The sequence below is a fragment of the Pseudomonas sp. MIL9 genome, from assembly GCF_016887925.1.
Lineage (GTDB): Bacteria > Pseudomonadota > Gammaproteobacteria > Pseudomonadales > Pseudomonadaceae > Aquipseudomonas > Aquipseudomonas mohnii.
In genome coordinates this window covers 335,785-362,449 of the sequence record NZ_JAFEHE010000001.1, presented here as the reverse complement: position 1 = coordinate 362,449, position 26,665 = coordinate 335,785, and the positions used below count along the sequence as shown (strand labels likewise).

The following is a 26,665-nucleotide window of genomic DNA, read 5'->3' as shown; positions in this document are numbered from 1 at the left end:
CGAGTCGCTTGGGCTCAATGTTTACGGCCTGGATCCGAGGGCGGGGGAGCGAAACTTGAACAACGAAGGTAACGCTCCCGCCACATCTCAATCCAGCGCCCTGGCTGGACATCCGACTCGGCGGCCAATTGAAGCGGGAGGTTCCGGGTTAAACCGGGCTATCGAGACCAGCGCCCCGAAACACGAGGGGCGCAACCTCGAAGTGATGTGGCTGTTCAATCGGCTCAAATTCGACTTCAAAACCATCGCCGACTTTCGCAAAAACAACAAACACGCCTTTTGTAGCGACGTGCCGTTCGTTGGTCCGGTTTTGCCTGGGCGCCAAGTCCATATGCGCGCCGTGAACTGAAATCGGCGATGATTCGCTACTGAACCAACCGCTAATGGATCCACTAAAACAAAATCTACCGATAATCGCCCGATAATTCACCGATAAAAGATTGACTCTCCATCCAGCGGCTTATTTAATGGATCCATTAAATAAAAACAATCCGTTAACTGGAGAGTCACCATGTACCCCAAGAACACTTGGTACGTCGCCTGCACCCCCGATGAAATTGCGCAAAAACCACTGGGTCGGCAGATCTGCGGTGAAAAAATGGTGTTTTATCGTGGCCAGCAAGGCGCGGTTGTGGCTGTCGAAGACTTCTGCCCGCATCGCGGCGCACCGCTCTCGCTGGGCTATGTCGACAACGGCAACCTGGTCTGCGGCTACCACGGACTGGTCATGGGGAGTGACGGCAAGACCGTGGCAATGCCCGGGCAGCGGGTGCGGGGGTTTCCGTGCAACAAGACGTTTGCCGCCGTTGAGCGCTATGGCTTCATCTGGGTGTGGCCCGGCGATCAGACCCTGGCCGACCCCGCGCTGATCCATCACCTGGAGTGGGCGGTGAGTGACCAGTGGGCCTATGGCGGCGGCCTGTTTGACATCCAGTGCGATTACCGCCTGATGATCGACAACCTGATGGACCTGACCCACGAAACCTATGTCCACGCCTCCAGCATCGGCCAGAAGGAAATCGACGAAGCACCGCCCGTGACCACGGTCGAAGGCGATGAAGTGGTGACCGCCCGACATATGGAAAACATCATGGCCCCGCCGTTCTGGCGCATGGCCCTGCGTGGCAATAACCTCGCCGACGATGTGCCGGTGGATCGCTGGCAGATCTGCCGCTTCACCCCGCCCAGCCATGTGCTGATCGAAGTCGGCGTGGCCCACGCCGGCAAAGGCGGCTACCACGCCGCACCCGAGCACAAGGCCGCGAGCATCGTGGTGGATTTCATCACCCCGCAAACCGAGACCTCGATCTGGTATTTCTGGGGCATGGCGCGCAACTTCAACCCCCACGACGAAGCACTGACCGCCAGCATTCGCGAAGGCCAGGGCAAGATTTTCAGCGAGGACCTGGAGATGCTCGAGCGCCAGCAACAGAATCTGCTGGCCCACCCGACACGTAACCTGCTCAAGCTGAATATCGATGCCGGCGGCGTACAGTCACGCAAGATTCTGGAGCGACTGATCGCCAAGGAACGCGCCGTCGAACCGCAACTGATCACCACGACCACCGCCTGAACGGCGCGACAACTCTGCGAGGACTTAACATGATCGAAGTGGTGGTGGTTTCCCGTAACAACGAAGCCCGGGACATTTGCAGCTATGAACTGGCCAGCGTCGATGGCCACCCGCTGCCGGCCTTCAGTGCCGGCGCGCATATCGACGTGCACCTGCCGAACGGGCTGATCCGGCAATACTCCCTGTGCAATCACCCTGAAGAACGGCATCGCTACCTGATCGGCGTGCTCAAGGATCCGGCCTCGCGAGGAGGTTCCCAAAGCCTGCATGACCAGATTCATGAGGGTGCCCGCCTGCAGATCAGCGAACCGCGCAACCTGTTCCCCCTGGCGCACGACGCCCGACGCAGCCTGCTGTTTGCCGGCGGCATCGGCATCACCCCGATCCTGTGCATGGCCGAACGGCTGGCGCATGTCGGTGCCGACTTCCACTTGCATTATTGCGCCCGCGCCGAAGAACGCGCGGCGTTTGTACAGCGCCTCAAGGCGTCGACATTTGCCGAGCGGGTGTTCCTGCATTTCGATGAGCAACCCCACACGGCCTTGAAAGCCGCCCAGGTGCTGGCGGCGCCCGAAGACAACGTGCACCTGTATGTCTGCGGCCCCGGCGGTTTCATGCAACATGTGCTCGATAGCGCCCGAGCCCAGGGCTGGCAGGAGGACTGCCTGCATCGCGAGTACTTCGCGGCGGCGCCGGTGGACAGCAGCCTCGACGGCGTTTTTTCGGTGAAGGTTGCCAGTAGCGGTCAGGTCTTCGACATACCCGCCGACAAGACGGTGGTCCAGGTCCTGGAACGCCACGGTATCGAGATTGCCGTGTCGTGCGAACAAGGGGTATGCGGTACCTGCATGACCCGCGTGCTCGAAGGCATACCGGAACACCGCGACCTGTTCCTCACCGAGCAGGAACAAGCCCTCAACGACCAGTTCACGCCCTGCTGCTCACGCGCGAAAACCCCGCTGCTGGTGCTCGATATCTGAAATGCCTCACGGCGTGGGCAAAATGACCTTCATTCGCGCGCTGGCGGTGGCTGCGCTAAAGATCTCGGCATAACGCAAGGTCGCGTTGGCGTGCTCGCGCATGATGGCTTCGGCCCGCGCGCCCTGGCGATTGATCAGGGCATCAAACACCGAGTGATGTTGCATATGGGCATAGTTGAAACGGCGGTATTCGCGAACCATGTCCTCGCGATCCACCGCCAGCGCGGTCACCGACGCGAACGGTAGATGATCATTGCGTGCCAGTGCATCGGCAATCGCCGGGTTGTGGCTACCTTCAACGATGACCTGATGAAAACGCATATTCAGATCGTGATAGACCTCGAGGTCGTCCTCGGTCACATAGCCCTTTTCGAACAGTTGATCGCCTTCAACCAGACAGCGCTCAAGGGCCGCACGCGCTTCATCGGATAAACCGCGCTCGGCGGTTTGACGCGCAGCCAGGCCTTCGAGCACGCCACGCACTTCGACGGCGCCGGCAATGTCGTCTGGGCTGACTGAACGAACCTGATACCCGCGCCCGCCAAACGGCACAAGCAGTCCTTCCTGTTCGAGGGTACGGAATGCCATGCGCACGGGCATGCGCGACACACCAAACAGCTGCGCCGTGGGGATTTCCATCAGGCGCTCGCCGGCCGCCAGCTCCCCGCTGGCGATCATTTTGCGCAGTGCAACCAGCACCAATTGACCGGGTTTACTCATCCGGGCGGCTTCCAGAAACGTGGGCCGCCATAGTACCGCAAGCGACTGCCCCCGTCAGATGAACGCCAGCGCTGCGCGCGCACCGTCTATCGCGCTCAGGTGCTGCGTCACCCGGGAGGGCAGGTAATCGAAAAAGAACCCGGCGCTTTGCAGCTTGGCGGCACGCAACGGATCGTCTTCGGGCAACGCCCTGGACACCCGCGCGGCACGCGTCCATGCCATGGCCAACAGCGCGACACCACATAACTGGAGAAAGTCCGGTGCAGCCCGATAGGGGTACTCAATGTCCTCCAGCGACCGTTCACGTATGGCCTTGACCACACTGGCCAACGAGTCGCACAGGCTGCCCAGGGCGCGTGCAAAACCTGCACCCTCGGCGCATTGGCCAGCGTGCTCGGCCTCGGTGCGCAATGCTGCCAGCAGCAGGCCGAAGGCACGGCCGTCATCCCCCAGCACCTTGCGTAGCAGCAGGTCATTGGCCTGAATTTCGTTGCTGCCCTCATAGATCATCGCGATGCGACTGTCGCGCAGCGTTTGCTCAATGGCGAACTCGGCAACGTAGCCATAACCGCCGAAGACTTGCAACGCATTGCTCGCCTGACGAAAACCCTGGTCGGTGAAAAACGCCTTGATGATCGGCGTCAGCAACTGCGCCAGTTGGCCGGCGCACTCCCGCGCCTGCGGGTCAGGGTCATGCTCGGCCTGGTCCAGCAAATGCGCGGCCCAATAGCCGATGGCTCGCATACCCTCGCTGGTAGTGCGCAACTCCAGCAACACGCGGCGCATGGCCGGGTGATAGCGGATGGGGTCAGCCGCCTGGACCGGCACCCCTTGCGGCCTAGAAGGCGCACGCATTTGCAAGCGCTCGGCGGCGTACTGCCGAGCGTTCTGCCACGCCGCCTCGACATGCCCCAGGCCTTGCAGGCCGACATGCAGGCGCGCCGAGTTCATCATCACGAACATCGCCGCCAGGCCGCGATGGGCATCTCCGATCAGCCAGCCCTGGGCGCCGTCGAACACCAGGGAGCACGTGGCACTGCCCTTGATGCCCATCTTGTGCTCAATGCCGTCACACCGCACACCATTGACTTGACCATCGTCCAGCAGCTTGGGTACCAGAAACAGTGAAATGCCGCGACTGCCCGGCGGCGCATCTGGCAGACGCGCCAGCACCAGGTGCAGGATATTGGCCGTGAGGTCGTGCTCACCGCCGGAAATAAATAGTTTGTTGCCATGCAGGCGATAACTGTCGTCGCCTTCGGGGGTCGCGCGACAACGCAGCAGCCCGACATCGCTGCCGGCCTGCGGCTCGGTCAGGCACATGGTGGGCAAGACATGACCACTGACGATCTCGGGCAAGTAGCGCGCCTGCAACCAGGGCGCGGCGTGGGTCTTGAGACAAAGATAGGCGCCGTGGGCAATCCCGGTGTACATGGCCCAAGCGTGATTACTGGCGTACAGCATCTCTTGCAGCGCCGCGTCGAGCAGTTGCGGCAACCCTTGGCCGCCCAGCCCTTCGGCGCATGCCAGCGCCGGCCAGCCACCGTCGACATAGGCCCGATAGGCCTCGGCAAAACCCTCTGGCGTGCTGACCTGGCCTGCGACCCAGCGGCAACCTTGACGATCACCGCTGCCGTTCAAGGGCGCCAGTACACCCTGGCTGAATCGACTGGCTTCCGCCAATACCTGAACGGCCAATGACATGTCCAGCGCCTCGAACGCTGGACTACGACTCCACGCCCGGGGTGCTTGCAGCCAGTGTTCAAGCACAAATTGCATGTCGCGCAGGGGCGCCTGATAGTTCCACATGGGAAACCTCATCGGATAAGAAGAAGTAATGCCGCTTAAAAGCTCAGGCGCGATACGCCGGGTTCTCGATCAACAACGCCATGCCCTGTCCACCGCCCACACACGCAGCGGCAATCCCATAGCGCAGGTTGTGCTCGCGCAACTGCCGGGCCAGGGTCATGACCAGGCGCAGGCCGGTGGCGGCCAGTGGATGCCCCAGCCCGAGGGAGCCGCCCTGGACGTTGAGCCGGGCGCTGTCCAGTTCCAGTTCCTGGGCCACCGCCAGTACCTGGGCCGCCTGCGCTTCGTTGATCTCGAAACGGCCGATGTCACCCAGGTTCAACCCGCTGCGCTGCAGCAGTAGACGGATCGCCGGCGCCGGGCCGATCCCCATGAACTCCGGAGCCACGCCGACCACCGCGCTGGCCAGCAGCCGGGCCAGCGCCGGACGCGTGCAGGCCGAAGCACGCCCCACCAGCGCTGCCGCCGCACCATCGACCACTGCGCAACTGTTGCCGGCAGTTTGCACTCCATCGGCATGCACGGCACGCAAGCGCGCCAGGGCCGCAAGGTCGGTGGGCCGTGGGTGGCTGTCCTGGGTGACGGCACTGGCCCGACGCGCCAGGCTGATGCCCCTCGGCCGATACCCCTCGAGCTCGAACACCTGGTTATCTACCGCCACGATCTCTTCAACCCAGGCGCCGTCACGCTGCGCCTGCAATGCGCGCTGATGGCTATCGCAGGCGTAACGGTCCACGACCTCGCGACTCAGGCCATAGCGACGCGCAAGGTTGTCGGCGGTGCCGATCATGTCCAGTCCCGGGGCCGGGTCGTATAGAGCCTCCCAGAGAAAATCCTTGAATTGCACCTCGCCGCCGAGACGAAACCCATCCCGGTGGGTGTAGGCCGCAATCGGGTTGCGTGACATGGATTCACTGGCCACGCACAGGGCCAGTTGCACCTCATCGCGCAGCTGTTCAGCGGCCTGGCGCAACAGCTCGAACCCGGTGGCGCAGATGCGCTGCACCCCCAGTGCAGGAACCGTTTGCGCCACACCGGCGTACAACCCGATATGCCGAGGCAACAAGTAGGCATCAAAGCTGGCCTGGGCCATGGAGCCGGCCAGCACGCTGTCCACCGCCAGGGGGTCAACCCCAGCCCTGGCCAACACCTCACGGCCAACCTTGATCCCCAGGTCGATGGGCGACACCTGTGACAAGGAGCCGCCAAGATCGACCCAAGGTGTGCGCACCGCCTCGAAAATCGCCGCATCGGCAAACGCCGAATACTGCCCCACACCGCTCAAGGCTTGGGCCCGGCACGCAGAATCGTGGCATCTTCACCGCGATACAGCGCTTCGACCCTGGCCGCGCGCCATTGCAATACCGCGCGCTGGTTGATCGAACCTTTGTCGGTAATTTCCCCGCGATCGATGGACGCAGGCTCGTCGAGCAAGGCAATCCATTCCAGGCGACTGGCATTGCCGGTTGCCACGCGATTGAGCCGCTGCAACCAGTCGAAAAACCACTGGCGCACCGGGGCACTTTCCAGCACTTCGGCGTCGCTGGCGTCAGCGTTCAAGCCCGCCAGCCGGCGGCACTCGTAGAGCCTGGGGAACACCAGGGCTCCCAGGCATTCACGGTCCGGCGCGGTAATCACCAAGTCCTGCACATAGGGAGAGCCTTCGAGCACTGCGCGATTGCGCAGCGGACCGACACTGACAAACACCCCTGAAGACAGCTTGAAATCCTCAGCGATTCGCCCGTCGAACATCAGCCCCAGTTGCGGCTGATGGGGGTCGGCGAGCTTGAGCGCGTCGCCCGAACGATAGAAGCCCTGTTCGTCGAACGCCTCGGCGGTTTGCTCGGGCGCCCGCCAATACCCCGGCATGATGTGCGGCCCGCGAAAGCGCCCTTCGAACTTGCCGTCCACCGGCACCAGGCGCACCTCGCAGCCCGGCGCCGGCAAACCGATATAGCCGGCCATGGACAATGGCCCGGTGGTGAAGGTGCAGGACGGTGCGGCTTCGGTCATGCCCAACCCGGCCATCATGCGAATGCGTTCTGCACAGTGCAGCTCGGCCACACGGTCGAGGCGATCCCAGACACTTTGCGACAGGCCGGCGGCGGCGAAGAAAAACAATTTCATTCGCGCAAAAAAGCGTTCGCGCAACTCGGCGTCTTGTTCCAGGGCGTTGACCAATTCTTCCCAGCCCTTGGGCACCGTCAAATAGGCCGTGGGCGACACTTCCTTGAGGTTGCGCAGGGTTTCGGCAAACCCCTGGGCCGTGGGTTTGCCATCGTCGAGGTAAAAGGTGCCACCGTTATAGAGCACGATGCCCACGTTATGGCTGCCACCGAAGGTGTGATTCCACGGCAGCCAGTCCACCAACACCGGGGGCTCTTCACCGAACACCGGAAACGTCTGCAAGAGCATTTGCTGGTTGGCGCAGAGCATGCGTTGGGTGGTGATGACCGCCTTGGGTAATTGGGTCGAGCCCGAGGTGAAAAGAAACTTGGCGATGCTGTCCGGGCCGGTGGCATCGAATGCCTGGTCGGCGGCACTGCCGCCCGGGGTTTGCAGCAGGCTGGCGAAGCTGACCTGGGCGCGCCCGGGCACTTGACCGCGCACAGTGATCAGCGGCGTCTCGGCAGGCAACACGGCGTCGATCGCGCGCTGGTAGGCCACGCCATCGCTGACGAACACCAGCCCCGGTTGCAGCAGGTCGCATACATGCCGCAGCTTGGCGAAATCCTGGGACAACAACGAATACGCCGGCGACACCGGGCAGTAAGGAATACCGGCGTACATGGCACCGAGGGCCACCTGCAAATGCTCGATGTCGTTGCCCGACAGCAGCGCCAGCGGTTTATTCGCCGAGAGCCCATAACTCAGCAGGCTCTGAGCAATCGCCCGCACGCTCTCCAACATTTCCCTATAGGTGACACGGCGCCAATCGCCACCGGCCTGGCGTGCGGCAATGAATGTCTGTTCGGGACGCACCCGGGCCCAATGCACCAGACGATCGAGCAAGCGCGCCGGCAACGCGGCCAGCGGCTCCAGGGAACGCATATGCAGCACGCCCTGCTCTTCAGTAACCTCCACCGGTGCGCGGCCGATGGACACCTCGCGGTATCTCGGCGCAGGTTGCTCGGGCTGGGGTTGCGATCTGAATTCGGAACTCACAGGGATGTCCTCCAAAGGGCATGCCGACGGACGCCGCTGGGGCGAATCGTGGATGCCGCGTTGTTATTGTTATGTATGACCTGCACGAAGCGGCGACGCCGGCTCAGATCGGGTAGTGCCGTGGTCCGTTCTGCAAGGTCACCCAACGCAATTGGGTGAAATGCTCAATCGAGGCCTTGCCGCCAAAGCTGCCGTAACCACTGGACTTGACCCCGCCAAAGGGCATCTGCGCCTCGTCATGAACGGTCGGGCCATTGATATGGCAAATGCCCGACTCCACCCGCTGCGCCAGGGCCAGCGCACGCCCGGTGTCACGACTGAAGATCGCCGCCGACAGGCCGAATTCGGAGTCGTTGGCCAGGCGCAGCAGTGCTTCATCACCGTCTCCACGCAGCAAAACCGCCACTGGGCCGAAGGACTCTTCGCGGTACAAACGCATGTCTTCGGTGACGCCATCGATGAGGGTCGGCTGCAGGATGCTGCCGTCCAGTTGACCGCCCACCACCCGCCGCGCCCCCTTGGCCAGGGCATCGTCGATCAGGGCTTTGATGCGCGTACCGGCACTGGCGTCCACCAGCGATCCCAAGACCGAATCCGGCGCAGCAGGATCGCCTGCGCGCAGGGTCGCGACCTTGGCGGTGAGCTTGGCGATAAACGCATCGGCGACCTTGGCGTCGACGATCAAGCGTTCGGTGGACATGCATATCTGCCCCTGGTTGAAGTAGGCACCAAACGCCGCCGCAGCAACCGCCGCGTCCAGGTCCGCGTCGTCCAGCACCAGCAACGGCGCCTTGCCGCCCAGTTCCAGCAAGGCCGGCTTGAGGTGACGCGCCGAGAGTTCGCCGACAATCCGCCCAACGTGGGTGGAACCGGTGAAGTTGACCCGCCGCACAGCCGGGTTGGCTATCAGCCGTTCGACAATCGCGGCGGCATCCGCCGGGGCATTGCTGATGACGTTGACCACGCCATCGCCCAGACCGGCGTCCTGCAATACCTGGCCAATCAGGCGGTGCACCGCCGGGCTTAACTCCGAGGCTTTGAGTACCACGGTATTGCCGCAGGCCAGAGGCATCGCTATGGCGCGAGTGGCAAGGATGACCGGAGCGTTCCAGGGCGCGATACCCAGCACCACGCCGCAAGGCTGACGCAGGGCCATGGCAAAACTGCCAGGCACATCGGAAGGAATGACTTCACCCGTGATCTGGGTGGTCATCGACGCCGCTTCGCGCAGCATATTGGCCGCCAGGCGAACGTTGAAGCCATACCAGTTGGCCATGGCGCCGGTCTCGCCGGCGGCGGCAATGAATTCGGCGCTACGCGCCTGCAGTTGCTCGGCAGCGTTGAGCAACCGGGTGCGACGTTCGTTGGGGGCCAGCGCGGCCCAGCCGGGGAACGCCGCCTGGGCGGCCGCGACAGCAGCGTCGGCATCTTCCAGGGTCGCGGCGGCAACCCGCGAGACGACCTCGCCGGTCACCGGGTTGCGACGCTCGAAGGTTCGACCGTCGCGGGCGGGGCACGACTGGCCGCCGATCAACAGGGGCACGTCCAGCATGGTGATTCCTCTTTATTGTCTTTATCGGGGGGAATGCATTGAAACGGTGTCACCGTAGCGCCAGGGCGCGGCAGCGAACAGCGAGAAACGCCCGCCGTTCGCTGACAGGCCTCAGCGTTTGTACGACTGCAGGCCGGGCTTGATGCTCTTGTCGTCGAGGAACTGCTTCATGCCCTGCTCACGACCGCCTTCGGTGTCGAGCAAGCGCGACTGATCAAGCTTGGCGTAGAGGTAATCCTCGTTCTGCTCCCAGGTCAGCTCGCGGCAACGCTTGAAGCCGTGCTTGGCGGCGCGCAGCACCACCGGATTTTTCTCCAGCAGGTTACGCGCCAGTTCGATGGTCACTGCGCGCAGTTGAGCCAGGGGCACGCTTTCATTGACCAGGCCCATTTCGGCGGCTTTCTGCCCGCCAAAGGTCTTGCCGGTCATGATGTAGTACAGCGATTGGCGATGGCCCACGGTGTCAGCCATGGCCTTGCTCACCAGGTTGCCCGGCGGGATGCCCCAGTTGATTTCCGAGAGGCCAAAGGTGGCTTCATCGGCGCAGATCGCCAGGTCGCACGCCACCAGGGGGCTGAAGCCGCCGCCGAAGCACCAGCCGTTGACCATGGCAATGGTGGGCTTGGCGTACATGCGCAGCAGTTTCCACTGCCATTGCGAAGCTTCGCGGCGGATTTTCTCCTGGAGGATTTCCGGGCCGGCATCCACCTCGCGAAAGTATTCCTTGAGGTCCATGCCGGCGGTCCAGGCTTCGCCGGCACCGGTCAATACCAGCACGCCGGCGGCCGGATCCTGCTCCAGGGTTTCCAGCACGTCGATCATTTCCCGGTTCAGGGTCGGGCTCATGGCGTTGCGTTTTTCCGGGCGATTGAGAATGACCCAGGCGATGCCTTCCTCGATCTCAACCTTGACGGTGGTCCAACGGCCTTCGTAATTGCTCATGGCGGTACGCTCTTGTTCTTGGTGTGAAGATGATTCGAAATTAAACCGCAATATTAGTTATGTCAATTAACTATTATGCTAAATAACCATTTTTTTCACGTTGTAAGACCTAAGCTTTTCAGGCGCTTTGAAAAGACGGCATAGCCAGCGCTCGCCAATCTCGTCAAACTAGATAGCCTTCTTAATTTCCATCTTTGAGGATTGCACTGTTAATGGCCAAGCCTTCCCACATCGCCGACGCCAACCAGGCCCCGCCGGACATCACCGAGGAGCGTGTGCCGCTGGATTCGGCTCTGGACGACCTGATCGGTTACGCCATGCGTCGCGCCCAGCTCAAGCTGTTCCAGAACCTGATCGCTCGACTGTCCGATCACGACCTGCGCCCCGCTCAGTTCTCGGCCCTGGCGATCATCGAGCAGAACCCCGGCCTGATGCAGGCGGACCTGGCTCGGGCCCTGGCGATCGAGCCGCCCCAGGTGGTGCCCCTGCTAAACAAGCTGGAAAGCCGCGCCCTTGCCGTGCGCGTGCGCTGCAAGCCGGACAAGCGCTCCTACGGAATCTTCCTCAGCAAGACCGGCGAAACCCTGCTCAAAGAGCTCAAAGAGATCGCCGCACAGAGTGACCTTGAAGCCACCGCAGCCCTTGACGGTCAGGAACGTGAAGAGCTGCTGCGCTTGCTGAAGAAGGTGTATCAGGACTGACAGGCTTACCAGAGCGCCAGGGTATAGAGCACCAGGAAACGGGTCTGGTTTTCATCGCGAAAAGCCGCGCCGCCCGGGAAGTCGTTGCGGTAGATCGACTTGCGCGCCACCAGCCCGACGTCCTTCAACGGGCCGCTCTGGATCACATAGCCCAGCTCCATCTGGAACTCGCGCTCCTTGCGATCCTCGGCATTGAAAGCCGCCAGCTCGATGTTGTCACCGCGTACATAACGCAGCCGGCTCCTCAGGCCCGGCACACCCGATGCCGCGAAGTCATAGTCGTAGATCGCCTGCCAGGTGTGCTCCTTGGCGTTGAGAAAGTCCGAACTCATGGTCAGTTCGCTCATGCCCATCAGCTCAGTCCCGGAGATGTAAGGCGTGGCCGTTTCCCCACTGGAATGCATATAGCCAAGGCTGAACCGGTGACCGCCCAGGCGGTAGCCAAACAGCGCCGAGAGATTGCGGTTGTCCACGTTCCCCGCTTTGGCACTGCCATCCTCTCGACTGAAGAAACTGCGCAGGTCGCTGGTGAGCACGCCATCGCCCAAGGGCAAATTGTGCAGCAACGCCAGGGTGTCCTGCTGGTAGAGGTCCGCCACCTCCGAGTGATAGGCGCGCAGGCTGAGGTCTTTATTGACCTGGTAATCACCGCCGACGTAAGCCAGGTGCGAGGTCGTTGCGGTCGCGTTGAAGCGCCGGTTGGGCGCGGCGATGGTCATGGCCTGGTAGTTGGTGGAGTCACGTTTGTTGATGCGGTCGATGTAGCCGGTATTGAGGGTCAGGCCGTCGATGTCCCTGGAGCTCAAGGTGGTGCCGCGAAAGGTTTGCGGCAACAGACGCGACGGGCTGGCGAAGGCGAACGGCAGGAAGATCGACACGTCACCGGTCTTCACAGTGGTTTGTGCAAACCGCAGCTTGGCGGTTGGCGCCAGGCGCGAATATTCATCGGCGGCACGCTTGTCGCTGGCCGAAACCGGCAATAACTCGGTACCGCTGCGGTCCGGTGAAGAGTCGAGCTTGACCCCCATCAGCCCTCGTACATCCAGGCCAAAACCCACTGGGCCTGGGGTATAGCCCGATTCCAGGTTGAGGATGAATCCCTGGGCCCATTCCCGCGCGGCGGTCTTCGCACCGTCGTCCTTGTAGTCACGGTCCAAGTAGTAATTGCGCAAGGTCAAGGTACCGTGGCTGTCATCGATAAATCCCGCCGCCCACAACGGGGTGGGCAGGACACTCAACATCAGCAACGCGCTGATCAGGTGTGGAGTACGGTTCGACACACTGGAGGTGGACGCCACTGCAACGGCGCCCTTCAAAGGGAGTTCTGGCATATTCGATGTCCATTTTTTGTTGTTGTTTTTGGGGTGACACACGCTCGGCTCTCTCGGCTTCGCGGACAAAGAATGGAAACAGCCGACGGTTCTCGTCAACAGCTAATAGCCGATAATCGTACATTAATATTCATATCTATTTTTCTGTCCAATATTGAAACTCACGATAAGCATATGAATTTACTGTGTTTATTTGATGTTTTTTTATTTTTTTATACGACATTCATTTTTTAGTTATATTTGTTATCTTAATTGCCAGCAGCCAATCGCGCTCGCCACCACAACAAAAACAACAATGAGGTTTGCCCATGGACAGTCCATCGCGTCGTTCGACGCTGACTATTGCGTTGTGCTTTATCGTTGCGCTGATCGATGGGTTCGATCTGCAAGCCGCCGGAACCGCCGCCGCAGGGTTGCGCCAGAGTTTTGCGCTGGACCCGAAGATGCTCGGCTGGGTATTCAGCATCGGCATCATTGGCCTGCTGCCAGGGGCGTTCTTCGGCGGCTGGGTCGCCGACCGAATCGGACGCAAGAAAATCCTGGTGCTCGCCGTGCTGTTGTTCGGGCTGTTTTCCCTGAGCACCGCGTTTGTCGAAACCTACTCAAGCCTGCTGTTGGTGCGTTTTCTGACCGGCCTGGGACTGGGCGCCGCGCTGCCCAACCTGATCGCCCTGTGCGCCGAAGCGGCAAGCGAACGCAACCGAGGCACCGCCATCAGCGTCATGTACTGTGGCGTGCCACTGGGTGGCGCATTGGCGGCGGTGGTGGCGATGTTTTCCAGTGAACACTGGCAGACAACGTTTGTCATCGGCGGCCTGGCGCCCTTGCTGGCTGTGCCGTTGATGATCCTGCTGCTGCCTGAATCCAATGCCTTTCGCCAGCAGCGAGGAAGCCCCCTCAGCGCGCGCTCCTCCACCGGCCAGGCGCTGTTCGGTGAAGGGCGTGCGCGCACTACGCTGGCGTTGTGGCTCAGCTACTTCTTCACCCTGACCGTGATGTACATGCTGCTTAATTGGCTGCCTTCGCTGTTGCTGGAACAAGGTTTCAGCAAACCCCAGGCGGGCATCGTGCAGATGCTATTCAACATCGGCGGTGCACTTGGGTCGCTGCTCGGCGGCGTGCTGCTGGACCGTTGCAATGCCCTCAAAGTGGTGTTGTTCGTGTACGCGGGATTGTTAGCGGCGCTGGCTGGGGTCGGGTTGTCGGCGGGCATCGTACCCATGGCCATCGCGGGTTTCGCCGCCGGTTTGTTCGTCATGGCCGCACAACTGGTGCTCTATGCTTCGGCACCGCCCTCCTATCCAACCGCTGTACGCGCCACCGGTGTCGGTGCGGCCGTGGCCATCGGCCGCCTGGGCTCGGTGGCCGGACCGCTCGCGGCCGGGCAACTTCTCGCGGCAGGTGCGGGCACCACCGGGGTACTGCTGGCGACTTCCCCCGGGGTGGTGATCGCCGCGCTGACCATCATCAGCGTCATGATTCGGACGGCGCCGCTGAGCCCGCCCGAGCTTGGCACTGCCCGACACACCGAAGCCTAGAACAGGCGTAACAGAACCCCTCGGACACCAGCACTGCACCTGCTCGATGATCAGCTTGATCAGCATGGTGGCCGAGCGCTTGGTCGCGCCTTTATTGAGGATTGCACCGAGCTGAAGCCGGTGATGATTCGCCACTGATCGTGCGAAAAAACCCAGGACCGCCCGGATTAGTGGACCGGGCGGCCTCGGGCTTGCCTTGCGACAACGCTCTAAGGCCAAGATCTCGAGTGCGCGCCATGGCGCCCTGCCCTCAGGCCCAGTCTGCAGGGTTTCAGCGCCAGATGCTCATCTCGTTATCCAAGCTGCTCCAGCAACAAACCGATTCAGTGCGCGTCCGAATTCAAGTCGGGACTTAACACACTGGGTGGTGCTGGACTTGAGTGATTCCTGCAGAAACGAAAAAAGGACCCGAAGGTCCTTTTTTCGATCGCCGCACACTTCAGTTGAAATATGCAGCGCTATGTTTGGAGCGGGAAACGAGACTCGAACTCGCGACCCCGACCTTGGCAAGGTCGTGCTCTACCAACTGAGCTATTCCCGCGTCTTGGTGTGGCGCATTCTATAGAATTCAGAAGCCCCGTCAACCCCTTGATTCAAAAAAGTTTTATTTTTTTTCTACGTCGGTCTTCAGATGCGGCCAGGCAGCCCGCAAGTACTGGACCATGGACCACAATGTCAGACCGGCAGACACCATCAGCAAGGCATACCCCATCAGGACCCAGAAGCTGAAATCCGACGGATTGGCCAGCAGGATCACCAGCGCCAGCATTTGCGCGGCGGTTTTCCATTTGCCCAGGTTGGACACCGCGACGTGCGCGCGGGCACCGAGTTCGGCCATCCACTCCCGCAGGGCAGATACAACGATTTCTCGACCGATGATGACGGCAGCCGGCAGCGTGAGCCAGAGGTTGCCGTGTTCCTGTACCAACAGCACCAGGGCAACGGCAACCATCAACTTGTCGGCAACGGGATCGAGAAAAGCCCCGAACGGGGTACTTTGCTCAAGACGGCGGGCCAGATACCCGTCCAGCCAGTCCGTGGCAGCGGCAAATGCGAAGACAGAGGCTGACGCCACGTAGCTCCATTGGTAAGGCAGGTAGAACAGTAAAATAAAGATCGGGATGAGCAGGACGCGTAGAACGGTAATCAGATTAGGGATATTCATCGGCACAACTGGCTACGAGGTGAGGTGGCATTCTACTCGCTGTGCAGATTTGCATAAATCAACTCTGCGAGCTTTTTACTGATCCCGGGGGCTTTGGCGATCTCGTCGATGCTGGCACGAGACAGCTCCTGCAATCCACCAAAATGTTTCAACAAATCGCGGCGACGTGTCGGTCCAACGCCGGCAACGCCCTCCAGTGTAGACGTACGTCGGGTTTTGCCACGACGGGCGCGATGCCCGGTAATAGCAAAGCGGTGAGCTTCGTCGCGAATCTGCTGGATCAAATGCAGTGCGGGGGAGTCGCCGCGCAACGTGAACTCGTGAGCGGCGTCATTGAGGTACAGGGTTTCGAAACCGGCCTTACGCGTTGCCCCCTTGGCCACACCGAGCAGGATCAGATCCGGTACCGCCAGCTCATTGAGCACATCTCGCGCCATGGACAACTGCCCCTTGCCGCCATCCACCAGCAGAATGTCCGGCAGTTTGCCCTCCCCGTCCTTCAGCTTGCTGAAGCGCCGGGTCAGCGCCTGGTGCATCGCCGCGTAGTCATCACCTGCGGTAACGCCTTCGATGTTGTAGCGGCGGTAGTCGGACTTGATCGGGCCTTCAGGGCCGAATACCACGCAAGAGGCGACGGTGGCCTCACCGCTGGAGTGACTGATGTCATAGCATTCAAGGCGCTGAGGCGGCTCGTCCAGTTTCAGCACCTGCGCCAGGGCTTCAAAGCGTTCGGCAACGTGTTGGCGGTTGGCCAGGCGCGCGCCCAGTGCCTGTTCGGCATTGGTCACAGCCAATTGCTGCCAGCGCGCTCGTGTGCCACGCACCCGATGGCTGATGGTCAGTTCGCGACCGCGCAGCTCGTCAATGGCCGCAATAAGCGTCGGGAAGTCTTCGTGAACCACGTTGACGATCAGCTCGCTCGGCAAGTCGCGTTCCGGGCTGCTGATGAAATACTGGCCGAGAAACGCCGCCATGACTTCGGAAACGTCCTCTTCGATACCGACCTGCGGAAAGAAGTTCTTGCTTCCCAGTACTCGCCCACCACGCACGCTGATCAAGTGAACACAGGCACCGCCCGGATTGACGAACGCCGCGATGACATCGACATCGCCCGTCCCGCCTTCCATGCTTTGCTGATCCTGAACCCGACGCAGCAACGAGATCTGGTCGCGCAACTCCGCAGCGCGCTCGAACTCGAGATTGATCGCCGCTTCTTCCATTGCAGCGGACAACTCGTCGCTCAGTGCATTGCTGCGACCTTCGAGGAACATCACCGAGTGTCGCACGTCTTCGGCGTACACCTCAGGCTCCACCAGACCGACACAAGGCGCCTTGCAGCGCTTGATCTGGTATTGCAGGCAAGGGCGCGTACGGTTCTTGTAGTAACTGTCTTCACACTGCCGGACGAAAAAGGTCTTTTGCAACAGGCTCAGGCTTTCGCGAATCGCGCCGGCACTGGGGTACGGACCAAAATATTTGCCCTTGGCCTTTTTCGCGCCGCGATGAATGCTCAAGCGCGGGAACTGGCCATCCGAGAGGAAAACATAAGGGTAGGATTTGTCGTCACGCAGCAGGATGTTGTAGGGCGGGCGCCATTCCTTGATCAGCGTCTGCTCAAGCAACAGGGCTTCGGTTTCGTTGGCCGTAATGGTCGTTTCGACTTGAGCGATTCGCGCCACCAACGCAGCGGTCTTGGGCGCCAGGCCGGTTTTCCTGAAGTAGCTCGACAGGCGATTCTTGAGGTTCTTGGCCTTGCCGACGTAGAGCAGGCGCGCATCGCTGTCGAACATGCGATACACACCGGGACGCCCGCTGACGGTCGACAGAAAGGCGCCTGGATCAAAATTATCAGTCATTTCAGAGGCTGGCATCGACCATGCCGTGACGAACCGCCAATAGCGTCAACTCGACATCACTGCTGATCGAAAGCTTTTCGAAAATGCGGTAACGGTACGTGTTCACGGTCTTCGGCGACAGGCACAACTTGTCGGAGATGATCTGGACTTTCTGGCAGCCGACAATCATCAGCGCGATTTGTATTTCCCGCTCCGACAAGGCATCGAAGGGAGAATCGTTGGTCGGCTGGAAGGATTTGATCGCCAATTGCTGGGCAATCTGAGGACTGATATAGCGCTGCCCGGCGAACACCAGGCGGATGGCCTGGACCATTTCCGGCAACCCGGCGCCCTTGGTCAGGTACCCGGCAGCACCGGCCTGCAACAGGCGTGTAGGGAACGGATCTTCCTCGCACACGGTCACGGCTACGACTTTGATGTCCGGATGACTGCGCAATAATTTGCGCGTGGCTTCAAGGCCACCGATACCGGGCATTTTTACATCCATCAATACCACATCAGGTTTCAGCTCACGCGCCTTGAGCAGGGATTCCTCACCCGACTCAGCCTGGCCAACCACTTGCAGGCCATCGATGTCAGCCAGCATTCGTGTAATGCCTGTACGAACGAGATCATGGTCATCGACTACTAGAACCCTAATCAAGCAGACACCTCGCGATATGGTCTTATTGGGTTGCCGACACCTTAGCAAAAAGCAACTGGCAGACCTAGCGGCAAGCGCCATATAAAAAGTTTCAATACATCTTGAAAGGCTTGTGGCAAGCGTGTTTCAGCGATGCGAACCCTCGACATCACGCTGCATTCTCAGGAAACACTCGTCCGCGCCCACCACCTGTAGGCCCTTTCTTTCATACAAGGCTCGCGCCGGATTATTTTCAAACACCGTCAAACGCAATGCCGGGCGTCGTTCCTGGCGAACCATGGCCAATACCTGATCGATCACCCAGGACCCGCCCCCCCGCCCTCGGCATGCTTCGACGATGTGCAGTTCGCGGATGTACAGGGCCCGGGGATCCCGACTCAGACTGACATACCCCACTCGACTGTCATCACGCATGATGATCCGGTTTTCACGCCCCACCCAGGCGACGTCGAACGCCTCGTCCTGCCATAACAGGTCGTATCGAATGTAATAGCGCAGCATGTTCCTGCGGGTCAGTTCGCGCGCGAAATCGAGATCACCCTCCGTCGCCGCGCACCATTCGAAGCCCATCAAACCTCCCTGACCGGCACGATTTGTCCGTTCCATCCGTCAGTATCGCGTCGAGCAACGACCATCAAGTCACCGGCACCCGGTGCAGCTGCAATCAAGAAGCCGCCCCCCGACCAGATTGCACTGCGCCCCGCCGACTCCCAGCCTCCCGTGGCGCCTCCATGGTTCGCCATCAGCACGACCATCGAATGGGTTTGCGCATAACCTTTCAACAACGCCGTATCCGGGCCATAGCCCTTTTCGGTGATCAACACTCCGGCCGCGTACACGTCAGCCCCTTGCTGTGCTGCCGCAGCGGCATGGGAGGCATGGGTAAAGTCTGCACACACCGCCAGGGCGACCGTATCGGCACCGACAAGCAGCGTCTTGCCGCCATATCCGGGTGCGAATGCGACCTCTTCTCCCGGGTGCAAATGCTGCTTGCTATAGACCCCGAGTGAACCATCGGCGCCCAGTACAAGCGCTCCGATCAATACGGGAGCAGCATCAGACAGACGTATCGGCATCCCGACCACCGTCGTCACCCCGACTTCCTGCGCAAAATCACGCAGCGGTTGCAGCACGGCAGCCTCCGGCGCGAGCGCCAACTGTGCCGCGAGTCCGCGCTCGTAACCGGTCAACGACAACTCAGGGAACACCAGCAATTGCACGCCATGCTCGGCTGCCACCCGCATGAAGCGTTGATGCCGGGCGATATTGCCGGCAAGGTCGCCGGCAATGGAAGACGATTGGGCGGCGGCGATGATCAGAGGCGGCATGTTCCGTCCTTGTGACGTGATGTATTCGGAAACGCAGAGTGTGTCACAACCTCCAAGGCGCTCAACTGATTGAGAATGCCCTGAATCATCGATAGCAATTTCTGATTGAATCCTTGTACCTGGCTCGAGTAAGCTCGGACCATCCATCGGAGATACACCATGATCAACACCCTCTCACCGCTTCCTACCGCCAGCGCCCTGCGCTCGGTTGCGGCTGCCCGGGTGAGCGACATTTGTGCTCCGGTCAGCTTTTATTTTGGGTATTGGTTTAGCCACTGGCGCGCCTGATACCCACCCGGCGCCCACTTTAAACGGGTCGCCACCAGAGAATTCTCAACCCCCGGTCGGCCTCCCGACCGGGGGTTTTGTTTTTTCAGCACCTGACATTTTCTGCGACACACCAGACACCTTGAGGATCAACGCAATGAACTACGCCACTTATTACCGTTACGACAGTTTTACCGCCTGGCGATTTACCACCCTCCGCTCGGGACAGCATGCCGCCTCCGATCGGTCACCCACAGGTGGCAAGCACACACACGTAGCCAATCCGGCCAATTGTCGAACACCCCAGTAGGGCCGAGTGCGCGGGAACGAACCCGCCGCCTGCCCAGGAAGCCTGAACATGAACTCGTCCGTCTCTGCTCTGCCACTGTCCACCCTGAGTCCTGCCAACGAAGCGCTGACCCTGCGCCTGCCAAGCTCGTTGCAACTCAAACAGCAATTGCCACTGACCAACGCCCTGACCCAGCAAGTCGCTGCTCATCGCCAGGCTGTTCGGGCGATCCTCAACGGTGAAGACTCCCGTCTGCTGGTCATCGTCGGCCCCTGCTCGATCCACGATCCTAAGTCCGCGCTCGAATACGCCGGCAACCTGGCTCAACTCGCCGCCGAAGTCAGCGACGACATGCTCTTGGTGATGCGTGCCTACGTCGAAAAGCCTCGCACCACCGTCGGCTGGAAAGGCCTGGCCTATGATCCGCACCTGGATGGCAGCGACGACATGGCAGGCGGCCTGACCCTGTCCCGCGAACTGATGCGCGAAATGCTCCTCATGGGTTTGCCGGTTGCCACCGAGTTGCTGCAACCCATGGCTGCCGGTTACTTCGACGACCTGCTGAGCTGGGTGGCCATCGGCGCCCGGACCACCGAGTCACAGATCCATCGCGAGATGGCCAGCGGCCTGGGCATGCCGGTCGGTTTCAAGAACGGCACCGACGGCGGGGTCGGGGTCGCCAGTGACGCCATGCGCTCGGCCGCGCATCCGCACCGCCATTTCGGCGTCGATAGCCAAGGGCATCCGGCGATCATCCAGACCCCGGGCAATGCGGACACTCACCTGGTGTTGCGCGGCGGTCATGGCGGGCCGAACTACGACCGGGCCAGCGTCGCCAAAGTGCACGGCGATTTGACCCGACTGAAGATCCCGGCACGGATCATGGTCGACTGCAGCCACGCCAACAGCGGCAAAGATCCGCTGCGCCAACCGGCGGTGTTCAACGATGTGCTCGAACAGCGCCTGCAAGGCGATCGCTCGCTGATCGGCATGATGATCGAAAGTCACTTGTTCGAAGGTTGCCAGCCGCTGAGCCCGACGCTGAAATACGGCATGTCGATCACCGACGGCTGCCTGGGCTGGGCCGGCACGCAAGCGTTGCTGCGTCAGGCCGCAGAGCGCCTGCGCGTACAACGCAGCAATCCACAACCGGTATGACCCCGACTCACCGACCGTCTTCACCCGGGGACTGGTCGGCGGTTGGAACCTTTCAGATTTAGCGGAAAAATGGCCTACACGAAGTAGGCCATTTGTTGATTTACACTCAGCAGACACTGAAAAGCTCTCCGGACATTCCGATCAAGACTTCATTCACATCCGAGTTCTCTCACTGTTTCTAGCCCGTTTTCATCGGGATACAGCGGCTTTTTCATACATCGCGCGGCCGTCGGAGTGCTTTAGAGTGAGGCACGACACACCTCCCTGAACGGCTGAAAGGAATGAACATGCAAAGGAATGCAAACACTCAATATCCAATCCTGCTGGTCCACGGGCTTTTCGGTTTTGACCGAATCGGCACCTTCGAGCTCTTCCACGACATCAAACAGGCCTTGCGCAGTGCGGGTGCCAGGGTGTTCGTGCCACACCTGTCGGCGACCCACAGCAACGAAACGCGGGGCGAGCAGCTACTGGCGCAGATCGAACGGGTTCTGGAAGGGACCGGCGCGAATAAAGTCAACCTGATCGGTCATAGCCAGGGGGCACTCGCCGCCCGGTATGCGGGAGCGGTTGCTCCACAATGCGTGGCCTCGGTGACGTCTGTCAGCGGGCCGAACCATGGCTCGGAACTGGCTGACTTCCTGCGCAAGGCGCTGACACCCGGAGGTCTGCCGGAACACGTGGCGGAAACGGTCGCGACCCTGTTCGCAGACTTCCTCTCGTTACTCAGCGGTCATCGTCATCTGCCCCAAAATGCCATCGCCGCGCTGAACGCCCTGAGCACCGAGGGCGTGAGCCACTTCAATGAAAAGTACCCTCAAGGCCTACCGAAAACCTGGGGTGGCAAGGGGCGGGAACTGGTCAACGGCGTTCGCTATTACTCCTGGAGCGGTATCCTGCAGACCAGCATTCTGGACGACGGGTTGGAGGCACTCGATCCGCTGCATGGCTTTTTGCGTGCATTTTCCCAGTATTTCACCACTGAAGCGCAGCAGAACGATGGCATGGTGGGTCGATACAGCTCCCATCTGGGCACCGTCATCCGGTCCGACTATGCACTCGATCATCTCGGCACACTCCAGGCGCCGGCCGTTCAACTTGCCAAAAAGGTCGACCCGATCGACCTGTATGTGCGGCATGCCGAACGCCTGAAAAAAGCCGGTCTTTGATAAGGCTCTCACTGTTCGGGCCCTATGGAACGGAACTTTGAGGAGAAATAGCCCACCGAATCCGGTAGGCTCAGCACTTTGCCGAATATTGAAAGGAGTATTTCCCATGGCTAAAGCCACTGCCCGCCACATCCTTGTTGCCAGCGAAGCCAAGTGCAACGAACTCAAGGCCCAGATCGAGGCTGGCGCAGATTTCGCCGAAATCGCCAAAGCCAACTCCACCTGCCCTTCCAGCCGCCAGGGCGGTGACCTGGGTTCGTTCGGTCCGGGCCAGATGGTCAAGGAATTCGACACCGTAGTGTTCAGCGCACCGATCAACGTGGTGCAAGGTCCGGTCAAGACCCAGTTCGGTTACCACCTGCTGGAAGTGACCAGCCGTCAGGACTGATCGACACCCGAGCTCTACGCGCAACGGCCCGCCTTTTGGTGGGCCGTTGTGCTTCAGATACGCAATAGGCTGGCGAGGGACGCGCCGCTAGCGTACAAATTGTCGTTAACGACCACCCGGCTCTAAGGCTGACAATGCGACTGGCTTTCCCGACTTTATTCTTCACTGCCGTGGCCTTGATTTCAGGCGCCGCCGGTGTGAATGCCGCCCCGCAACATGCGTTGACCGTCTATGGCGAACCGGCCAAATACCCTGCCGGTTTCAGCCACTTTGCCTACACCAATGCACAAGCCCCCAAGGGCGGCACGATGCGTCGCTCGGCGATCGAAATCGGGCACTTCGATCACGTATTGCCATATATCGACAAAGGCATTGGCGTCACGCAGATTGACGGCCTGATCTACTCGCCGCTGGCCCAGCGCTCGCTGGATGAGCCCTATACCGTATACGGCCTGGTGGCGCGGCAGATGGAACGCTCCGATGACGGTTTGTCCCTGCGTTTTTATCTGAACCCCAAGGCGCGTTTCGCCGACGGCAAGCCGATCACCGCCGAAGACGTGCGCTACACCTTCGATCTATTGATGACCCAGGGCAGTCTGCGCTATCGCACTCAATTCGCTGACGTCAAAGGCGTCGAAGTCGAGGCGCCATTGACCATTCGCTTCGACTTCAAGACCAACGAAAACCGAACCCTGCCGCTGGACATCGCGACTCTGCCGGTGTTTCCCGAACACTGGTGGAAGACCCGCGACTTCGCCGGTGGCGGCGGTTACGAACCCCCACTGGGCAGCGGGCCCTACAAGGTCAGCAAGGTCGACTCCGGGCGCAGCATCACCTTCGAGCGCAATCCCGACTGGTGGGGCAAGGACCTGCCGGTCAGCCGCGGCCTGTACAACTTCGATCATTTCAGCATCGAGTACTTCGGCGATACCGACGTGGCACGCCAGGTGCTGCGCGGGGGAGCCTATGATTACAACCGCGAGTTTTCCGCCACCGGTTACTCCATCGGTTATGAGAGCCCGGCCCTGAGCGACGGTAGACTGCAAAAAGCGCATCTGGCGACCGAAGCGCCGCAACCGAGCCAGGGTTTTGTATTCAACCTGCAAAAGCCCATGTTTCAGGATCGCCGGGTACGCCAGGCACTGGCCATGCTCTGGGATTTCGAATGGAGCAACCGGCAGATGATGCGCAACATGTACATCCGCCAGCAGAGTTTCTTTTCCAACACCGACCTCGCCGCCCGGCAACTGCCGGATGCCGGCGAGCGAGCGATTCTTGAACCGCTTCGCGGGCAGATTCCCGACGAAGTATTCACCACTGTGTTCGAAGCCCCCAAAACCGACGGCAGTGGCGTGATCCGCGACAAGCAGTTGCAGGCCCTGGACCTGTTGGAACAGGCCGGCTGGAAACCGGATGGCGATCAATTGGTCAACGCCGACGGAGATCCGCTGAGCTTCACTTTCCTGGTCAGCCAGAACGGCATGGACCGATTGCTGCTGCCCTACAAGCGCACCCTGAAACAGATCGGCATCGACATGAATATCCGCCGCATCGATTCCTCGCAGTACGTCAATCGTCTGATGAGCCGCGACTACGACATGATCGTCACCGGCTACCCGGTCACCACGTCTCCGGGAGGCGAACTGCTCAACTATTTCGGTTCGGCGGCAGCCACTGACCCAGGCTCCAACAATTACATGGTCCTGAAGAATCCGGCCATCGATACCCTGATCAACGGCCTGGTGCGCGCCAACACCCAGGCCGACATGTTGCGCTACGCCCATGCCCTGGACCGGGTGTTGCAGTGGAACTACTACTGGATTCCCAACTACTACCCGCCGGGCACCTCCACCGTGTGGTGGAATCGCTTCGGCATGCCCGACGTGCAAGCGAGCAATGACGAAGCCATCGAAAGCTGGTGGGAAGTGAGCACCACACCCTTGACCAACCAGCAAATGACCGCCGAGCGCATCCGCCGTGGCAAACCCGGAGGGCCACACTGATGTGGACTTACATTCTGCGGCGCCTGCTGCTGATCATTCCGACGCTGGTGATCATCCTGCTGGTCAACTTCGTGATCGTCCAGGCCGCACCCGGTGGCCCGGTGGAACAGGCCATCGCCCATTTGCAAGGCATCGGCGGCGTCAGTGTCGGCGGCGGCTCCAGCGAAGCCATGAGCGGCAGTTCCCGGGCCAGTCGCGGGCTCGACCCACAACTGATCAAGGACATCGAGAAGCAATACGGCTTCGACAAACCGGCCCACGAACGCCTGTGGCTGATGCTCACCAGCTACGCACGCCTGGATTTCGGCAAGAGCTTCTTCCGTGGCGCCACCGTCACCGACCTGATCCTGGAAAAAATGCCGGTGACCATTTCCCTCGGGCTCTGGGCGACGCTGATCACGTATCTGGTGTCGATCCCGCTGGGGATCCGCAAGGCCGTGCACCACGGCAGCCATTTCGATATCTGGAGCAGCACCGCGATCATCATCGGCTATGCGATGCCGGCGTTCCTGTTCGCGATGTTCCTGATCGTGGTGTTCGCCGGGGGTACGTCGCTGAACTGGTTCCCGGTGCGCGGGCTGGTCTCGGACAACTTCGAGTCACTGTCGACCCTGGGCAAGGTCGTCGACTACTTCTGGCACCTCGTGCTGCCGGTGACGGCGCTGGTGATCGGCGGGTTCGCGACCCTGACGATCCTGACCAAGAACTCGTTCCTCAATGAAATCACCCGCCAGTACGTGGTCACCGCCCGTGCCAAGGGCCTGAGCGAACGCCGCGTGCTGTACGGCCACGTGTTCCGCAATGCGATGCTGCTGGTGGTGTCGGGGATTCCCCAGGCATTTATCAGCGTGTTTTTTGCCGGTTCGCTGTTGATCGAGGTGATTTTCTCCCTCGACGGCCTAGGCCGCATGAGTTACGAAGCGGCGGTTTCGCGGGACTATCCGGTGGTGTTTGGTTCGCTGTTCATCTTCACCTTGTTCGGCCTGCTGATAAAACTGGTGGGTGACCTGTGCTACATCCTGGTCGACCCGCGTATCGACTTCGCCGCGAGGAACGCCTGATGTTCAAGCTTTCGCCGTTGGGCCGTCGCCGCTTCGAACGCTTCAAGAAAAACCGCCGTGGCTGGTGGTCGCTGTGGCTGTTTGTCGGTCTGTTCATGCTGACCCTGGGCGGCGAACTGATCGCCAACGACAAGCCACTGATCGTCAGCTACCAGGGCTCATTGTATTTCCCTGCCCTCAAGCGCTACACCGAACAGGCGTTCGGCGGGCAACTGCCGTTCCAGGCCGACTACCGCAGCGACTACGTGCAGAACCTGATCAAGAAGGACGGTGGCTGGCTGCTGTTCCCGCCCATTGCGTTCAGTGACGACACGCCGAACTATGACCTGAACAAACCGTCCCCGAGCCCGCCCTCCAGCGTGAACTGGCTGGGCACCGACGATCAGGCGCGGGACGTGATGGCGCGGGTGATTTTCGGCGCGCGAGTGTCGATTCTGTTCGCCTTGATGCTGACCTTCGTCAGCGCGCTGATCGGCATCGCTGCCGGCGCCCTGCAAGGCTATTACGGCGGCTGGGTCGACCTCATCGGTCAACGGCTGCTGGAGGTCTGGTCCGGGCTGCCGGTGCTGTACCTGCTGATCATCCTGTCGGGCTTCGTCGAACCGAATTTCTGGTGGTTGCTGGGGATCATGGCGCTGTTTTCCTGGCTGGCCCTGGTGGACGTGGTGCGCGCCGAGTTCCTGCGCGGACGCAACCTTGAATACGTCAAGGCCGCCCGGGCGCTGGGGCTGAGCGATCGCAAGGTGATCGTGCGACATATCCTGCCCAACGCCATGAACGCGACATTGAGCTACCTGCCGTTCATTCTCACCGGGGCCATTTCCACCCTTACCGCGCTGGACTTCCTCGGGTTCGGCATGCCCGCCGGCAGCGCCTCCCTGGGTGAGCTGATCGCTCAGGGCAAACAGAACCTCCAAGCGCCATGGCTGGGGCTGACGGCGTTTTTCACCCTGGCGCTGATTCTTTCGTTACTGGTGTTCATTGGCGAAGCGTTGCGCGACGCCTTCGATCCCCGATCCTGATGCGG

General features: G+C 60.9%; 24 protein-coding genes and 1 tRNA gene. 12 read left to right on the top strand and 13 right to left on the bottom strand.

Features of this window, described 5'->3' with window-relative positions; translation table 11 throughout:
• The first annotated feature begins 55 nt into the window (after positions 1-55).
• From JQF37_RS01655 to JQF37_RS01645, 3 genes are all read left to right on the top strand, one after another.
• Positions 56-349 carry a hypothetical protein gene (locus JQF37_RS01655; RefSeq protein ID WP_189340517.1) on the top strand — a complete coding sequence of 98 codons (294 nt, stop codon included), beginning with the start codon at positions 56-58 and terminating at the stop codon, positions 347-349.
• 162 nt (positions 350-511) lie between these two features.
• Positions 512-1,573 carry an aromatic ring-hydroxylating dioxygenase subunit alpha gene (locus tag JQF37_RS01650; RefSeq protein ID WP_130211416.1) on the top strand — a complete coding sequence of 354 codons (1,062 nt, stop codon included), beginning with the start codon at positions 512-514 and terminating at the stop codon, positions 1,571-1,573.
• 29 nt (positions 1,574-1,602) lie between these two features.
• Positions 1,603-2,553 (top strand): PDR/VanB family oxidoreductase, encoded by a 951-nt coding sequence (locus JQF37_RS01645; RefSeq protein ID WP_130211417.1) that lies wholly within the window; start codon positions 1,603-1,605, stop codon positions 2,551-2,553.
• A 6-nt stretch (positions 2,554-2,559) separates the two neighbouring features.
• On the opposite strand, the gene JQF37_RS01640 is transcribed toward JQF37_RS01645, so the two are convergent.
• The 6 genes from JQF37_RS01640 to JQF37_RS01615 all read right to left on the bottom strand — a co-directional run bounded on the left by JQF37_RS01640 (position 2,560) and on the right by JQF37_RS01615 (position 10,741).
• On the bottom strand, positions 2,560-3,273 hold the full coding sequence (locus tag JQF37_RS01640) for a GntR family transcriptional regulator (RefSeq protein ID WP_047529686.1): 714 nt from the start codon (positions 3,271-3,273) through the stop codon (positions 2,560-2,562).
• A 54-nt stretch (positions 3,274-3,327) separates the two neighbouring features.
• A complete protein-coding gene (locus JQF37_RS01635) occupies positions 3,328-5,082 on the bottom strand; it encodes an acyl-CoA dehydrogenase (protein WP_130211418.1) in 1,755 nt (584 codons plus the stop codon).
• Between the two features lie 43 nt (positions 5,083-5,125).
• On the bottom strand, positions 5,126-6,367 hold the full coding sequence (locus JQF37_RS01630; protein ID WP_130211419.1) for a thiolase family protein: 1,242 nt from the start codon (positions 6,365-6,367) through the stop codon (positions 5,126-5,128).
• Positions 6,364-8,247, bottom strand: a complete 1,884-nt coding sequence (locus tag JQF37_RS01625; protein ID WP_130211420.1) for a feruloyl-CoA synthase — start codon at positions 8,245-8,247, stop codon at positions 6,364-6,366. Before JQF37_RS01625 ends, JQF37_RS01630 begins: the two co-directional genes overlap by 4 nt.
• A 103-nt stretch (positions 8,248-8,350) precedes the next feature.
• A complete protein-coding gene (locus JQF37_RS01620; RefSeq protein WP_130211421.1) occupies positions 8,351-9,799 on the bottom strand; it encodes an aldehyde dehydrogenase in 1,449 nt (482 codons plus the stop codon).
• 111 nt (positions 9,800-9,910) lie between these two features.
• Complete coding sequence (locus tag JQF37_RS01615; RefSeq protein WP_047529695.1) at positions 9,911-10,741, bottom strand: p-hydroxycinnamoyl CoA hydratase/lyase; 831 nt, start codon at positions 10,739-10,741, stop codon at positions 9,911-9,913.
• 212 nt (positions 10,742-10,953) lie between these two features.
• Here JQF37_RS01615 and JQF37_RS01610 point away from each other — a divergent pair, with 212 nt between their 5' ends.
• Entirely contained in the window at positions 10,954-11,442 is a 489-nt protein-coding gene (locus JQF37_RS01610; RefSeq protein WP_130211422.1) for a MarR family transcriptional regulator, read from the top strand.
• A 5-nt stretch (positions 11,443-11,447) separates the two neighbouring features.
• On the opposite strand, the gene JQF37_RS01605 is transcribed toward JQF37_RS01610, so the two are convergent.
• Positions 11,448-12,773 (bottom strand): OprD family porin, encoded by a 1,326-nt coding sequence (locus JQF37_RS01605; protein ID WP_130211423.1) that lies wholly within the window; start codon positions 12,771-12,773, stop codon positions 11,448-11,450.
• 308 nt (positions 12,774-13,081) lie between these two features.
• Here JQF37_RS01605 and mhpT point away from each other — a divergent pair, with 308 nt between their 5' ends.
• Positions 13,082-14,311: a 3-(3-hydroxy-phenyl)propionate transporter MhpT gene (gene mhpT, locus JQF37_RS01600; protein WP_130211424.1), complete on the top strand. Its 1,230-nt coding sequence runs from the start codon at positions 13,082-13,084 to the stop codon at positions 14,309-14,311.
• 465 nt (positions 14,312-14,776) lie between these two features.
• Here mhpT and JQF37_RS01595 read toward each other — a convergent pair.
• The 6 genes from JQF37_RS01595 to JQF37_RS01570 all read right to left on the bottom strand — a co-directional run bounded on the left by JQF37_RS01595 (position 14,777) and on the right by JQF37_RS01570 (position 19,303).
• Positions 14,777-14,852 (bottom strand) — tRNA-Gly (locus JQF37_RS01595).
• A 63-nt stretch (positions 14,853-14,915) separates the two neighbouring features.
• Positions 14,916-15,476, bottom strand: a complete 561-nt coding sequence (gene pgsA / locus JQF37_RS01590; RefSeq protein ID WP_047529703.1) for a CDP-diacylglycerol--glycerol-3-phosphate 3-phosphatidyltransferase — start codon at positions 15,474-15,476, stop codon at positions 14,916-14,918.
• A 32-nt stretch (positions 15,477-15,508) separates the two neighbouring features.
• Complete coding sequence (gene uvrC / locus JQF37_RS01585) at positions 15,509-17,332, bottom strand: excinuclease ABC subunit UvrC (protein WP_130211425.1); 1,824 nt, start codon at positions 17,330-17,332, stop codon at positions 15,509-15,511.
• 1 nt (position 17,333) lies between these two features.
• Positions 17,334-17,975, bottom strand: coding sequence for a UvrY/SirA/GacA family response regulator transcription factor (gene uvrY, locus JQF37_RS01580; RefSeq protein ID WP_008015884.1), 642 nt, complete (start codon positions 17,973-17,975; stop codon positions 17,334-17,336).
• Between the two features lie 126 nt (positions 17,976-18,101).
• Positions 18,102-18,545 carry a GNAT family N-acetyltransferase gene (locus JQF37_RS01575; RefSeq protein WP_204149441.1) on the bottom strand — a complete coding sequence of 148 codons (444 nt, stop codon included), beginning with the start codon at positions 18,543-18,545 and terminating at the stop codon, positions 18,102-18,104.
• A complete protein-coding gene (locus JQF37_RS01570; RefSeq protein ID WP_130204038.1) occupies positions 18,545-19,303 on the bottom strand; it encodes a carbon-nitrogen hydrolase family protein in 759 nt (252 codons plus the stop codon). The genes JQF37_RS01575 and JQF37_RS01570 overlap by 1 nt, the downstream gene beginning before the upstream one ends.
• Before the next feature lie 159 nt (positions 19,304-19,462).
• Here JQF37_RS01570 and JQF37_RS31665 point away from each other — a divergent pair, with 159 nt between their 5' ends.
• From JQF37_RS31665 to JQF37_RS01540, 7 genes are all read left to right on the top strand, one after another.
• Positions 19,463-19,591, top strand: coding sequence for a hypothetical protein (locus tag JQF37_RS31665; protein WP_262984223.1), 129 nt, complete (start codon positions 19,463-19,465; stop codon positions 19,589-19,591).
• A 337-nt stretch (positions 19,592-19,928) separates the two neighbouring features.
• Positions 19,929-21,017: a 3-deoxy-7-phosphoheptulonate synthase gene (locus tag JQF37_RS01565; RefSeq protein ID WP_130204039.1), complete on the top strand. Its 1,089-nt coding sequence runs from the start codon at positions 19,929-19,931 to the stop codon at positions 21,015-21,017.
• Positions 21,018-21,304: 287 nt separating this feature from the next.
• Positions 21,305-22,186, top strand: a complete 882-nt coding sequence (locus JQF37_RS01560; RefSeq protein ID WP_196584950.1) for a triacylglycerol lipase — start codon at positions 21,305-21,307, stop codon at positions 22,184-22,186.
• Between the two features lie 106 nt (positions 22,187-22,292).
• On the top strand, positions 22,293-22,574 hold the full coding sequence (locus JQF37_RS01555) for a peptidylprolyl isomerase (RefSeq protein WP_047529711.1): 282 nt from the start codon (positions 22,293-22,295) through the stop codon (positions 22,572-22,574).
• Positions 22,575-22,708: 134 nt separating this feature from the next.
• Entirely contained in the window at positions 22,709-24,577 is a 1,869-nt protein-coding gene (locus JQF37_RS01550; RefSeq protein ID WP_130204041.1) for an extracellular solute-binding protein, read from the top strand.
• Positions 24,577-25,638 carry a microcin C ABC transporter permease YejB gene (locus tag JQF37_RS01545; RefSeq protein ID WP_130204042.1) on the top strand — a complete coding sequence of 354 codons (1,062 nt, stop codon included), beginning with the start codon at positions 24,577-24,579 and terminating at the stop codon, positions 25,636-25,638. The genes JQF37_RS01550 and JQF37_RS01545 overlap by 1 nt, the downstream gene beginning before the upstream one ends.
• On the top strand, positions 25,638-26,660 hold the full coding sequence (locus tag JQF37_RS01540) for an ABC transporter permease (RefSeq protein WP_130204043.1): 1,023 nt from the start codon (positions 25,638-25,640) through the stop codon (positions 26,658-26,660). Before JQF37_RS01545 ends, JQF37_RS01540 begins: the two co-directional genes overlap by 1 nt.
• Positions 26,661-26,665 lie beyond the last annotated feature (5 nt).

What these genes read in the sequence shown, in the direction of transcription:
- JQF37_RS01650 (WP_130211416.1), top strand. Translation starts at nt 512, where the DNA reads ATGTACCCCAAGAACACTTGGTACGTCGCCTGCACCCCCGATGAAATT.
- JQF37_RS01645 (WP_130211417.1), top strand. Translation starts at nt 1,603, where the DNA reads ATGATCGAAGTGGTGGTGGTTTCCCGTAACAACGAAGCCCGGGACATT.
- JQF37_RS01640 (WP_047529686.1), bottom strand. Translation starts at nt 3,273, where the DNA reads ATGAGTAAACCCGGTCAATTGGTGCTGGTTGCACTGCGCAAAATGATC.
- JQF37_RS01635 (WP_130211418.1), bottom strand. Translation starts at nt 5,082, where the DNA reads ATGTGGAACTATCAGGCGCCCCTGCGCGACATGCAATTTGTGCTTGAA.
- JQF37_RS01620 (WP_130211421.1), bottom strand. Translation starts at nt 9,799, where the DNA reads ATGCTGGACGTGCCCCTGTTGATCGGCGGCCAGTCGTGCCCCGCCCGC.
- JQF37_RS01615 (WP_047529695.1), bottom strand. Translation starts at nt 10,741, where the DNA reads ATGAGCAATTACGAAGGCCGTTGGACCACCGTCAAGGTTGAGATCGAG.
- JQF37_RS01610 (WP_130211422.1), top strand. Translation starts at nt 10,954, where the DNA reads ATGGCCAAGCCTTCCCACATCGCCGACGCCAACCAGGCCCCGCCGGAC.
- JQF37_RS01605 (WP_130211423.1), bottom strand. Translation starts at nt 12,773, where the DNA reads ATGCCAGAACTCCCTTTGAAGGGCGCCGTTGCAGTGGCGTCCACCTCC.
- mhpT (WP_130211424.1), top strand. Translation starts at nt 13,082, where the DNA reads ATGGACAGTCCATCGCGTCGTTCGACGCTGACTATTGCGTTGTGCTTT.
- pgsA (WP_047529703.1), bottom strand. Translation starts at nt 15,476, where the DNA reads ATGAATATCCCTAATCTGATTACCGTTCTACGCGTCCTGCTCATCCCG.
- uvrC (WP_130211425.1), bottom strand. Translation starts at nt 17,332, where the DNA reads ATGACTGATAATTTTGATCCAGGCGCCTTTCTGTCGACCGTCAGCGGG.
- JQF37_RS01575 (WP_204149441.1), bottom strand. Translation starts at nt 18,545, where the DNA reads ATGGGCTTCGAATGGTGCGCGGCGACGGAGGGTGATCTCGATTTCGCG.
- JQF37_RS01570 (WP_130204038.1), bottom strand. Translation starts at nt 19,303, where the DNA reads ATGCCGCCTCTGATCATCGCCGCCGCCCAATCGTCTTCCATTGCCGGC.
- JQF37_RS31665 (WP_262984223.1), top strand. Translation starts at nt 19,463, where the DNA reads ATGATCAACACCCTCTCACCGCTTCCTACCGCCAGCGCCCTGCGCTCG.
- JQF37_RS01565 (WP_130204039.1), top strand. Translation starts at nt 19,929, where the DNA reads ATGAACTCGTCCGTCTCTGCTCTGCCACTGTCCACCCTGAGTCCTGCC.
- JQF37_RS01560 (WP_196584950.1), top strand. Translation starts at nt 21,305, where the DNA reads ATGCAAAGGAATGCAAACACTCAATATCCAATCCTGCTGGTCCACGGG.
- JQF37_RS01555 (WP_047529711.1), top strand. Translation starts at nt 22,293, where the DNA reads ATGGCTAAAGCCACTGCCCGCCACATCCTTGTTGCCAGCGAAGCCAAG.
- JQF37_RS01550 (WP_130204041.1), top strand. Translation starts at nt 22,709, where the DNA reads ATGCGACTGGCTTTCCCGACTTTATTCTTCACTGCCGTGGCCTTGATT.
- JQF37_RS01545 (WP_130204042.1), top strand. Translation starts at nt 24,577, where the DNA reads ATGTGGACTTACATTCTGCGGCGCCTGCTGCTGATCATTCCGACGCTG.
- JQF37_RS01540 (WP_130204043.1), top strand. Translation starts at nt 25,638, where the DNA reads ATGTTCAAGCTTTCGCCGTTGGGCCGTCGCCGCTTCGAACGCTTCAAG.